Origin of the sequence: Neobacillus fumarioli NBRC 102428, from assembly GCF_001591485.1 — a bacterium.
In the GTDB taxonomy this organism is placed as follows: domain Bacteria; phylum Bacillota; class Bacilli; order Bacillales; family Cytobacillaceae; genus Neobacillus; species Neobacillus fumarioli.
The window spans coordinates 1-12,287 of record NZ_BCUZ01000078.1; the positions used below are offsets into that span (position 1 = coordinate 1).

Genomic DNA, 12,287 nt, shown 5'->3' on the forward strand with positions numbered 1-12,287 from the left:
GGAAGAAAATACTTTTCTTTATAGTTCTTTCATTGATTCCTTTATTTTTTAATCAAATTGATGCGGCTGCACATACTACTAGCCGCTTCGAGTTTGAAAAAACGGGGCAAGTTGTGTGGGAAGTAAATACAAAGGAAAAAATAGTTGCCATAACCTTTGATGATGGTCCTCATCCTGTTTTCACTCCGCAAATTCTTGATATATTAGCCAAATATAATGCAAAAGCTACCTTTTTTGTAACTGGTGTGAAAGCTAAACAATTTCCTGCTATTTTAAAAAGGGAGATAAATGAAGGACACGAAATTGCCAATCATACATATCACCATCTTGCTTACAATCATTTGACACAAAGGGAATTGTCAAAGGAAATGGAAGAAACCGATCAAACGATTATGCGAATTACCGGGTTTAAACCATCTCTTTTTCGCCCAGTTGGCGGTTATTATAATAAATGGATTGTAAATACTGCTGTAAAAAATGGAAAGCTAGTTGTCATTTGGACATGGGGACAAGATTCACGCGATTGGTCAAATCCTCCTGTAAGTAAAATTTGTAGGACCATCTTCGAAGGAGTAAAGCCAGGCAATATCCTTTTATTTCATGATTGGCATGGTTTTGAAGATACTAAAAGTTGTAAAACAGTAGATGCATTAGAAAAAATTTTAGACTATTTATACGAGAATGGATATAAGTGTGTTACAGTATCTGAATTGCTCTACCGTTCGTCACAAATAATTCCAGAATCTTTTAACATTTTTCCTTCAAAAAGGACACACAATTCCCAAATAAATTTAATGTTTTAAATGACTATAAGGAAAATTATGGTAGAAACTCAAAAATTGTTTCACACTATACCCCCTCGATATTTTTATACCCTAGTAACGTCTTTCCGAAACTAAAGCCAGGCTGCGGCCTGGCTACTTTACTAGATACGCTAATGGCAAGAATTTGTCTGTATTGGTGAGTTCTTCTTTGAACCCTTTGGAAATTTTGTAGGCTTTTGCATTCGGATGGGCTTTTATGATTTTGAACTGGTCGTTTTGTATTTCCAGCGCGCAATGATTTTCTAGCGCTATGCCGGTCATGTTCGTGCGGCCCAGCATGTTTAGAAAATCCGCCTCGCGGTCTCCTTCATTAAAGTGGGGGCAAAGGACTCCCGGGATGAAGCCTAGCGCTTCCAGCAATATGTATTCGTCTGCTTCTTTTCGAATTTTCATGGAATCGCTGTGCCCATACTGAAACCAGCAAATCGCGCCCGCACTGAGGCCTGACAGAATCACGCCGCGTTGATATGCTTCTTTCAATAGTTTATCGACTCCGTGCTGCCGCCAGATGGTTAACATGCGATCGGTATCACCGCCGCCTACATAGATGATGTCTGCGGAAAGGATTTTTCTTTTGATTGTTTCGGGCGGGTCGGGATCGTGAATGAGGTGCAAGGTATCGGTTTGACTGCCGAGATGTCCGCCGTACACCCGCTGGAACGTTTCAATATAACCTTCCGGCTCACCGCTTGCTGTCGGGATAAACAGTGCTTTTGGCTGCGGTTTAGCGGCTGACTTTACGATGTATTCATCGATGGCCAGTGTTTCCAAGTCTCTGATTTCTCCTCCGCCGATTGCTATGATTGTGGTCATTGATGGGTGTCCTTTCTTTTTTAAGATTTAACAGGGGGAAGCCTCTACAAAGCAGTTTGTGTATAAGGTTTTTTATTCAGAGTATGAAAACATATCTTCGGCTTTAATCTCAAAGGATTCAAATTGACCGGAAGAAATGGTATCTTCACGCCCAAAGGCATTCCATCGTTTATAGGTGCCATTGTCTAAGATGTAAATTTCTACCGTTTCATTCAAAGGGTCAATGATCCAGTACTCATAAACTCCAAATCGTTGGTACGTATTGTATTTTTTAACCCGATCATTTCTTGAGGTGGAAGGTGATAAGACTTCGACAATCAAATTTGGCGCTCCCTTGCATCCATGCTGGTCAAGCTGATTCTTATTACAAACAATAGATATGTCCGGCTCAAAAACATTATCAGCATAATCATAGTCGTCAGCTTCTGAAAGTCGAATCGTAAATGGCGAGGGAAAAACTCTGCAGGTTTGGCCTTTAAAAAAAATATTAAATTCAGTAGTTAAATAAGAGATAATTCCTTGGTGTTTCGTTGTCGGTGTTGAAAGCATTATTGGCACGCCATCGAAAATTTCATATCTGCTATTATCATCCCATGACAATAGATCTTGAAAGGTACATCGCTTATTCTCATTTCTTTGAGTGCCCATGTAACCCCTTCCTCCCTTAAATGCCTTTTAATTTAATAGTAACAAAAAAAGAGCCGGGTAAAAACCCGATTCCATCATTTAATCATCGAGCCGTGAGTAACAGCGGGACCCGCATAATTAAATTCAACAGGATTTCGGTATTTCATAAAATACCTGCAACTAAAGCAAGCGTCTCAACCACTGGTCGATTCGATACGAAGAAAGTCGGTCATCCCAAACTAGGAACATTTTATTCGTTCGAAAAGATTCTATGCCTGTTTCTCCCAACATACATTAGTTTATAACAACTAAGGGGGGAATGATCATGTCATTAGAATCTCAATTCGTTGAAGCCTTGAGCGGTTTATTGTATGCATCAGCGACGGCTGGGATTGCTGTGATTACACCCAAGATCAAGAATTTTATCCTGGCACATACGCAGGAAAAAACAGCAGCAGTGGCCAATAATGCGATTGACGGTTTATCCAAAATTGCCATGTCGGTTGTGGCAGATTTTAATCAGCGGATTGTAGCTGATACGAAAGCAGACAAAGCATGGACACCAGAATTAGCCGAAAAGATCAAAAAAGATGCCATAGCTGCTGTCAAATCTCAAGGAGGCCCTTTCCTCCAGCTAATTGGTAAAACAGAAGAGGATGCCATAGATTTAATTTCTACCTTAATTGAACAAGCGGTTTCGCAAGGGAAAGCTGCCCATTGATGACCTAGGCGTGATATCCAAAAGGGTACACGCCTGCTAGATTTCGATTGGGGAAATCCCGTTGAAAACGCTCTGTTTCTATCGAACTTGGTCGAGTAGGTACTCTTTTGCTTTTTCCTCTTGCTTCAGGCGCCTATACCCTTGATTGAAAATTAAAGTTCAGGGAATTTTTACCGATTCCGTGCTCTTATACCCCTGATTGGTACTTGAAGATCAGGGATTTTTCCGGGCTTCTAGCACCAATATCCTTGATTGGAGCATGAACAACGGCGATTTTTCTCGCTTCACGCACCAATACCCCTGATTGGAAGATGAAGCCTTATTCTTTTCCCCTCTTCGCGCACCAATACCCTTGATTGGTACTTGAAGACCCGGTCTTGTTTTCGATTCGCGTTCCAATACCCCCGATTGGAAACATGATACCTGTATTACTTTCCCAATACGCGTGCTAATTCCCTGATAAAAACCGAAGATCAGGGTTTTCCCCGTTTCATGAGCCTATACCCTCCCAAAATAGTAAAAAGGAAATGCCCATCCTAGAGCACTTCCCTTCCCTCTTAATCCAATCTTCGAATCACAAACTCAAATTCCAGATCCACATCAGCCTTGATGAGGTATTCGTCATGCACCGGTGCACCCCAGCTATCGTCGCCGCCGACGCCCATTTGCCGGCCGGCAACGGTGACAACACTATAATGCACATTGGGCAGCTCGTAGTGATGCCGGGCATTTTCCAGTTCAAACGCAGTATAAGGTGATATCGTACATTCAAGCGGGTTTGTCGCAGCCGCAATCTTGATTCCCTGCCCTTTAGCGTTCATGATGTTCACCCAGCGCACGCCGGTGCGGTTTCCGGATTCCTGCGGATTAACGTAGCCCGCAACATTTTCAGCTACCTGATTCTTGAAAATACCAAGTCTTGCCCCCTTGCAGCGGTCTATATAGTTCTCCTCCGGCCCAAGCGCATACCATTCCAACTGGTCGTAATCGGCCTGCATCTTAAATGACAAAGCAAAGATCGGAAGCTTCGGAAGGCCGGTCGCGCCGCGATAAGCAGATTTAACGCCGACACTGCCATCCGGATAAACGGTATAGCTGGTGTTCACGCTCATCTCTCTGCTTATGGAAAAAATATAACGGAAACTGACTCGGACAAATCCTTTTTCCTCGGTGACTTCCACCCCGATACATTTTCGTGCCAGACTGGCCGCAAACCAAACTCCAGAATGGAAATCCTGTGCAAAGCCCCTGTCATTATCCGTCGTCGCCCGCCAGAATAATGGAGCTGGCGGTTGCGCAATCATTTCTCTGCCAGCAAAATTCAGCGATACCAAGCTTCCCGCCTGCTTCGAGAACATGACGGTGAAATCGCGGCCGTGGACCCCAATATTGACATCCCCGTGGACGACCCTTAAATTGCCGGACACGGTCGGTACGGTCGGTACCTCAGTAGCTTTCACCTGAAACACATACTGCCCAAACGCCACCTCATGACCTGCGTCTGCCCAAAGATTTCCCTCTTTCAGCTTAAGATAAGTATGAATACAATATTCCCCAGGTGCTTGGGTCAGACCGACTGGAAAATGGAACTCAGCCCGCCCCTCACATCCGGCTTCAACCATCACTTGGGTCTGGTTTCCGTCGATTTCCTTGCCCTCATGGAATAGGGCATATTCTAACACATAGTTGGCCGTATCCTCAAACAGACTTTCATTCAAAATCTTCACGCCTTTGGAGTCAGGCACCAGTTTAAAATTTTGGTACAAAAATTTTACTTCCTGTAGTTTTGGCGACCATTTTCGGTCGGCATAGACGAGGCCATTTGTGCAAAAACCATAATCTGTCGGGCGGTCATCGAAGTCGCCGCCATAGGCTAAAAATTCCTTGCCGTAGCGGTCTTTTTTCATGATCGCTTGATCGATATAGTCCCAAATGAAGCCGCCCTGATACATTTCATATTTTTCAAGCTCAGTATATTTGTGCATGCCGCCGAGGGAATTGCCCATTGCATGCATATACTCGCAGCTAATATATGGCTTCTTTGGATTCTCCGTCAGATATTTTTCAATCTCATGGGGCTTTGCGTACATTCGGCTTTCCATATCACTTGTTTCGTCATATTCACGATGATGAAAGACTCCTTCATAATGGACCAAGCGGCTCGGGTCGACTATTTTAAAATACTTGGAAACATTGCGAATCACTTCGCCGGCATATGATTCGTTGCCACAGGACCAGATCAGGATGGATGGGTGATTTTTGTCTCGTTCAAACATCGAGATCGCCCTGTCCATGACGATGTTCTCCCACTCCGGTTGATTGCCGGGGATGTTCCATGAGGGCTCCACAACCCCCATCTTTTGCCACGAACCGTGCGTTTCCAGGTTCATTTCATCGATGACGTAAATCCCATATTCATCACATAAGTCGTACCAATCTGTCTGGTTTGGATAATGTGAGGTCCGCACTGCATTGATGTTGTTTTGCTTTAAGGTTTTTATATCATACAGCATATCTTCTTTCGTAATGGCTCGGCCTCTCCGGCAATTAAATTCATGGCGGTTGACGCCCTTGAATACAATTCTCTTGCCGTTGAGACGCATGATGCCGCCATCAAGTTCGAACTTGCGGAATCCCACCTTTTGCGGGATCACCTCTACTAAACTCCCAGACTCGTCATAAATTTGAATTAATAGTCGGTATAAATACGGGTTTTCCGCGCTCCATAGATGCGGGCGATCCACCTCGATCTGCAGCGGCTCCTGTGCTTGACATGTTTTTTCGCTGATTAATACGCCTTCCGCGTCACAAAGCTCCAATGTGATTGTTTCTGGGATTTTTGTCAGTTTCGTCTCAATGTCAAGGACAGCCTTTGAAAAATCAGCGTTGAGATCGGTCTGAACTCTTAGGTCGTATAGATGGATCTCCGGCACAGTGTAAAGGTAGACATCCCGGAAAATTCCGGAGAACCGCCAAAAATCCTGGTCCTCCAGCCAACTGCCCGTACTACGCTGATACACCTCCACCGCCAGTTTATTTTCTCCTTCTATAAGATAAGGCGTCAGCTCGAATTCCGCCGGTGTGAACGAGTCTTCGCTGTAGCCGACAAACGCTCCGTTCAGCCACACATAAAAGGCCGATTCTACTCCTTGAAACGAGATGTACACTGACTTTTTTTTCATCTGTTCCGGCAGGTTGAAAAATTTCACATAGCTGCCAACTGGATTGTGATCTATTGGAATTTCCGGCGGACGGATGTCATTATGTCCGTCCCATGGGTACATCGTGTTCACATATTGCGGTTTGCCATAGCCCTGAAGTTGAATATGCCCCGGAACGGTGATATCGCCCCAGCCAGCGCATGAGTAATCAAGCCGGTAAAAACATTCCGGGCGGCTGGCGGGGTTTTCTGCATAGTGAAATTTCCAATTCCCATTTAAGGGATGACGAAGCGGCATTGGTCCGGCGTTTACAGCTTCTTCCACCGTTTCATAATAGCGGTGGTCAGAGTGAGCCGGAAGCCGGTTCACTGCAAATGTATGGACATCCGTCAGCCAGCTTAGAGTTGGGGTAATGGTCATTTTTTTGAAAAACTCCTTCCTTCATCGTTAATTAGAGATCTCTACCATTACTTTTTGAGATACAATTTATTTTACTGACCCCAACATGCCTGCCACAAAATGTTTCTGCATGATGAAGAAAATCAAGGCTGCCGGCAGAGTAGCAATCACAATCGCTGTCATGATGACCCCATAATCGGGGGAGTAACTTGACCCTAGATTAGAAATAAGCAGGGGAAGTGTTTGCTTCTCGGGAGACTGCAAAACAACTAGCGGCCATAAATAGCTGTTCCAGCTGGACATAAAGGTAATAATCGCCCCAGCGGCATAGGTTGTTTTCATTGTTGGTACGTAAATTCGAAAGAATACTCCCAGCTCCGATAATCCGTCCATCCTCCCTGCTTCAAGTATGTCTTTTGGAAACATCTTGGTGCTCTGCCGAAAGTAAAAGATAAGAAAAGCTGTCGTGATGGTCGGAAGAATAACAGCTGACAGTGTATCAATTCCCATAAATGGAACAGTTTGTGAAACGGAGGCAAACATCCTGAATAACGGCACCATTAAAGCGGCAAATGGAATCATCATCGATAGAAGCAAAAAGTTAAATACCAAATCCTTCGCCTTACTTTTATAGATTTCAAACCCATAGCCTGCTAGCGAAGCAACTAGCATTGCCAGCACCGTAGTTATGATGGATACCTTAGCTGAATTGAATAAAGCTGTTCCAAGATCAGATGATATTAATAAGTGGTGTAAGTTCTGCATAAAGAAAATTCCCGGCAAAAGAGACCCCTTCGTAACATCCACGGACTTATTGGTGGAGCTTACGATCATCCACAAAAATGGAAAGACTGAGATCATGCAAGCAATCACAAGGACGAGATAAATGAAAAATCGTTTAAGGTTACTCATTTTTATCACCAGCTACTCTAAACTGAATAATCGAGAAGAATATAATCAAGACTACAATGGCATATGATACGGTTGCAGCATAGCCAAAATCAGGCGTATATTTAAATGAAAGGTTATAAATGTACTGTGAAATCGTCATCGTTGCATTGCCTGGTCCGCCTTTTGTAATATTCATTACCTCATCAAATAACTGAAGTGTGCCAATCGTTGATGTAATCGTTGTAAACAAAATGATTGGCTTCAACAGCGGAATCGTTATTTTGAAAAATTGTTGAACTGACGAGGCTCCGTCTATCCTCGCTGCTTCATATATTGATTCATCAATGTTTTGCAAGGCGGATAAGAAGAAAATCATATTATAGCCTGTCCAGCGCCATGTAATGGCAGCGATAATCGCGATTTTTGCCCAAAAAGGATCAGTCAGCCAAGGAATCGGTTGAGAAATGAACGAAAGTTTCATCAACATCCTATTCATAATGCCGTCCTGTGCAAATAAATACTTGAAAATGACCGAGTAAGCAACAAGGGATGTTACACATGGCAAAAAAATAGCTGTCCGAAACAAACCCTTTAGCTTTAATGCCTTATTATTTAGCAATACGGAGAGAAACATCGCGAGAATGATCATAATCGGCACTTGAATCATTAGATAGGTTACGGTGTTCTTCACGGTAGTAAGGAATACAGGATCATGAAACAACCGTAAATAATTAGAAAAACCGATAAAATGCAAATTCACCCCTGTTCCAGATTGTAAAGATAAGAGGAAAGCCTGGATCATCGGATAAAAGTAAAACAAACAAATCATGATGGTGGCAACAGCAATAAAGGACCAGCCAATATATGCATTTTTCAAACGAAGCCTGCGTCCGATCTTGACTGCTTGAGCAGTCTGCACCGCTTTTGCTGGTATCATGTCGATCAACTCCTTACCGTTTTATTCCTAAAAACAAAGCCTCGGAGTATCTCACTTGATACTTGCATGATCAGTATCAATAGGAGCTTATCTTGCCGAGGCGATTGTCTCTTACACATCTTCTTTATTTAATTTGTTCTTCTGCCTGTTTTTGTGCGTCTTTTAATACTTGGTCAAGGTCTTTACCTTTTAAGTAATTTTGGGCGCTTACTGTTAAAATGTCTTCAATCGCATACGTATTTAGGCCGTAATTCACTTGAGGGATTTTGTTCGTCCAGCTTGCAAAATCTGAGATCACTTTCTGACCGCCAAAGAATGGGTCTGCTGCTTTATAGGCATCTGATTGAGCAGCTGGTTTGTAAGTTCCGATCGCACCAATTTCTTTTACAAGGCTTTGATAGAAATCAACATCTGATCCAAACGTTTTCGCTAAGAAATCAACTGCTTTCTCTTTACCTGGAATATTGAGGACATACCAGGAACTTCCGCCCAAGTTAGAAGCGTTAACCGAATTCGGTACCCCAGATAGTTTCGGCAATGGAACCACTGCCCATTTTCCTGATTGAGAAGCTTCCGCCTTAATGGAAGGCGTAATCCAGTTACCGGTTGGAGCACTCGCCACATCCCCGGTATTAAATCCTGCTACAAATTGGCTCCAATCAGAAACCGGTTTGACAATCTTAGCATCCATTAACGCTTTATATGTTTTGAATGCCTCTTTTAATGCGGTATTATTGGCAATATCAGGTGTGGTACCGTCCTTTTTGGTATACCATGAACCGGCTGATTGAATCATCATCCGAATCAGGCCAAGGTCCTTTGGATCTTGGGAAAGCATATCTTTACCAGTTGCCGCTTTTACCTTTTTGCCAATTTCAATATATTGGTTCCAATCAATATGTTGTAAGTCCTTAACGGATAAACCGGCTTTTTGTAAATAATCGGTTCTAACATATAGACCGGCTACCCCTGTATCAAACGGAACGCCGTAGTTTTTTCCATTATAAGTACCGGCTTCTACTTTATATTTCGCAAAGTCATCCGCTTTAAATGAACCCGTAACCTCTTTGAACATGTCGGGATATGCCTTCAGGAAGCTTTGTGCACGGTAATCTTCAATTAATACAATGTTCGGTAAGCCTTTTGTTGTTCCGGAACTTAAGGTTGTGTTTAATTTTTGGACAATATCAGCCTGGGCCATTTCAACTACTTTTACCTTAAGATGAGGATCTTCCTTTTTATAGACCTCTTTAGCTATATTCAATGCTTTAATGTTAAAGTTTGGATCCCATGCCCAAATTGTTATTTCGTTAACATCTTTGGAATCACTTGCTGTCTGCTTGGTTGATCCTCCAGAAGAACAGGCGGCTAGTACCAATACGGATGCGAAAAGCAGTGCTAGCAACTTTTTCATTGATCTCCCCCCATAATCTTGTAAACGATATCACTTACAAATAATATGGTAACACTAGGGGAATCCAATTAGTTAGGAATATATTTTCCTCTTTTTGTACTATTTTTGTCTCTTGAATGCGGTTCCATTTTATGATTTTTGTAAATTTTTTAGATTTTACAACATTTTTTAGGGAGAATAATTCTAACTTTTGTTCCTTCCCCATGCTTGCTGGAAATAGACACCCCATATGGTTTTCCATATAGAATTTGAATCCGCTCATGAACATTCCTGATGCCGATCCCTGAAAAAAGCTGCTGTTTCCGTTGCGTATTTGGAAGCTCTCCATCTTCACTTTCCTGCATTCCATCGCCATTGTCTACTACTTCACAAATTAAGTCGCTTCCATCATGCCAAATAAGGATATGGATATACCCATCTGTTTTGCGATTAAATCCGTGAAAAAAAGAATTTTCCACAAACGGCTGCAAAATCAGCTTGGGAATAAGCTGATCCAGACAATCAGGCTGGACTAAATAGTTTACTTTAATCCGGTCACCGTATCGCTTTTGATTAATAAATACATAGTTTTTTAAATTATCTAACTCCTGTTTGACGGTAATGGTTTCATCCACGTTGCCAATCGTGTTCTGCAAAAGAGAAATCAATGCGCTAATGGTCGCTTCCATCTCTTCTTTTGCATCAAGGAGCGCCATGAATTTAATGGTTGTGAGCGTATTGTACAAGAAGTGTGGATTAATTTGTTGCTGTAAAGCGCTTAATTCGGCATTCCGCTGCTGCTTTTGCGCCTGCATTAAGCGATCCACATAATCATGGAGTTCATCCAGCATGGAATTAAATGCCCGACCAATTTGCCGCGTTTCATATGTTCCTGTTTCCGTAACATATTGGTGGAAATTGTATTTTGGCACATTATCAATCTGCTTTACTAGTCTTGATAAGGAATTGGTCAGCCTTCTAGAAGAGAAGAACACAATCACTAGAGCCATGAGAACAATGGCCAAAACAATGAAGGAAATAGATTTTTTATCGATTAAATCTCCTATTGCTTCCTTCTTGTCCACCATATTCACCATGTACATATTCAAGTATGGAATATAGTCTGCCAGCATAATCTGATCTTTGCCATTAAATTTTTTAATCAAATAGCCGCCGGCCCTATTCTCCACTTCCTGTGCATGAAGGAGAAGATGTTTGTCTTTCTTTCCTATGAAATTTGTTTCATTACTTGATACAATCGTTCCCATTTTATCAACGAAAAACACGTTATTTCCCAAGCTTGTATAACTAGAGTAGAAGGTTCTAAACTGACTTTCGGGAATGACAAAATACATTGATCCGTAGACCTTTCCGGAAAGTCGATCCATGAATGCCCTAGAAGCAACTAAGTAATGTTCATTGTCCTTCCCGAAAGGATCATTGGTCAGATGATCATCATATTGATACATCAGTCTTTTTGGTTCTTTTAACGTATTTTGGATTAGCCTGCTGTTTTTCAACTTTTCATCATTAATCGGCCAATACGCGCTATCGGCCGCGTATACAGCCCCGTTTGATCCAATTAAAACGATTCCTACTTGATTATTATTCAAAAGAGATTTTATATAATCTAATTTTTGTCCGATGTGATAATATACGTTAACATCAGATTCTTTTTGGGTAAGGATAGATTTGACGGTCTCACTTTGAAGAAGGTTATTGGAGGCTGTCACAACTGAATTATCAAAAGACTCCAGGTTGCCTTGGATCTTGTCCATTACCTTCGTATTCATGATGCTGAATTTCTCAATAAAAAACTTCTCTGACATGTTAATCATCGTCCAAGTAATGGCCACGGACACGATCATAATCATAACCACTGAAATAAGAAACATGATCATAAATAACCTACAATTACGTAATCGTTCAGGGATCCAATTCATAGTTCACCCTTCTTTGTGAGTTTACCACCCAATAAATGGAATATAGCCAATACACCTACTGAGTTTTCATAGAACTTTTGACACTACCGTCTTAGGTGTGTTGTCGTTTATATCTGCTAGGAGATATTCCCTTTATCTTCTTAAAAACCTTACAGAAATAACTGGGGTCGGAATAACCCACCATTCCACTGATCTCTGAGATGGATGATTTATTTTCTCTTAGCAATTTCGCCGCTTCTTCAATACGAATCTTGTTCAAATATTCAATAAACCCGACATGCATATGGGATGAAAAGTAACTTGACAGATAAGATGGATTGAAATGAAACTGTTTTGCCACTTCCGTGAGAGTAAGGGGCTCTGCATAATGTTTTTTCAGATAGTCTATTAATTTCTTCATATTAAAGCTTTCTGAATGTCTCTGACGGGTGACAAGGCATTTGCGGGCTTCCTCAATAAAAGAATCCAATAATAAAACAATTTCATGTGCATTTCCCGCTTCCTCTATTGATGTAAAGTAAACATACTTCTTATTTTCCAATTCCTTTACATCATATTCCATATTACTTAATAGAATC

At 41.8% G+C, this 12,287-nt stretch carries 10 protein-coding genes; 2 read left to right on the forward strand and 8 right to left on the reverse strand.

Annotation, left to right across the window (positions count from 1 at the left end; translation table 11 throughout):
- Nucleotides 1–803 (forward strand): polysaccharide deacetylase family protein (locus BFU02S_RS11280; RefSeq protein WP_439951008.1); only part of this gene is annotated, 803 nt, incomplete at its 5' end.
- 114 nt (nt 804–917) lie between these two features.
- Here BFU02S_RS11280 and BFU02S_RS11285 read toward each other — a convergent pair.
- Together BFU02S_RS11285 and BFU02S_RS11290 are read right to left on the reverse strand one after the other, a co-directional pair.
- Nucleotides 918–1,637: a Type 1 glutamine amidotransferase-like domain-containing protein gene (locus BFU02S_RS11285; RefSeq protein ID WP_066370562.1), complete on the reverse strand. Its 720-nt coding sequence runs from the start codon at nt 1,635–1,637 to the stop codon at nt 918–920.
- A 72-nt stretch (nt 1,638–1,709) separates the two neighbouring features.
- Nucleotides 1,710–2,285: a Uma2 family endonuclease gene (locus tag BFU02S_RS11290; protein WP_066370563.1), complete on the reverse strand. Its 576-nt coding sequence runs from the start codon at nt 2,283–2,285 to the stop codon at nt 1,710–1,712.
- A gap of 304 nt (nt 2,286–2,589) precedes the next feature.
- Here BFU02S_RS11290 and BFU02S_RS11295 point away from each other — a divergent pair, with 304 nt between their 5' ends.
- On the forward strand, nt 2,590–2,985 hold the full coding sequence (locus tag BFU02S_RS11295) for a hypothetical protein (protein WP_066370566.1): 396 nt from the start codon (nt 2,590–2,592) through the stop codon (nt 2,983–2,985).
- 557 nt (nt 2,986–3,542) lie between these two features.
- On the opposite strand, the gene lacZ is transcribed toward BFU02S_RS11295, so the two are convergent.
- The 6 genes from lacZ to BFU02S_RS11325 form a co-directional block, all read right to left on the reverse strand.
- Nucleotides 3,543–6,566: a beta-galactosidase, LacZ type gene (lacZ, locus tag BFU02S_RS11300; protein WP_066370568.1), complete on the reverse strand. Its 3,024-nt coding sequence runs from the start codon at nt 6,564–6,566 to the stop codon at nt 3,543–3,545.
- Between the two features lie 66 nt (nt 6,567–6,632).
- Nucleotides 6,633–7,457: a carbohydrate ABC transporter permease gene (locus BFU02S_RS11305; RefSeq protein WP_066370570.1), complete on the reverse strand. Its 825-nt coding sequence runs from the start codon at nt 7,455–7,457 to the stop codon at nt 6,633–6,635.
- The gene (locus BFU02S_RS11310) at nt 7,450–8,373 is read right to left on the reverse strand and encodes a carbohydrate ABC transporter permease (RefSeq protein WP_066370572.1); all 924 of its coding nucleotides are present in this window, start codon (nt 8,371–8,373) and stop codon (nt 7,450–7,452) included. Before BFU02S_RS11310 ends, BFU02S_RS11305 begins: the two co-directional genes overlap by 8 nt.
- Before the next feature lie 124 nt (nt 8,374–8,497).
- Nucleotides 8,498–9,787 (reverse strand): ABC transporter substrate-binding protein, encoded by a 1,290-nt coding sequence (locus BFU02S_RS11315; RefSeq protein ID WP_066370575.1) that lies wholly within the window; start codon nt 9,785–9,787, stop codon nt 8,498–8,500.
- 149 nt (nt 9,788–9,936) lie between these two features.
- A complete protein-coding gene (locus tag BFU02S_RS11320; protein ID WP_066370577.1) occupies nt 9,937–11,709 on the reverse strand; it encodes a sensor histidine kinase in 1,773 nt (590 codons plus the stop codon).
- 91 nt (nt 11,710–11,800) lie between these two features.
- The coding region (locus tag BFU02S_RS11325) for a helix-turn-helix transcriptional regulator (protein ID WP_157075911.1) at nt 11,801–12,287 on the reverse strand (487 nt) is incomplete at its 5' end.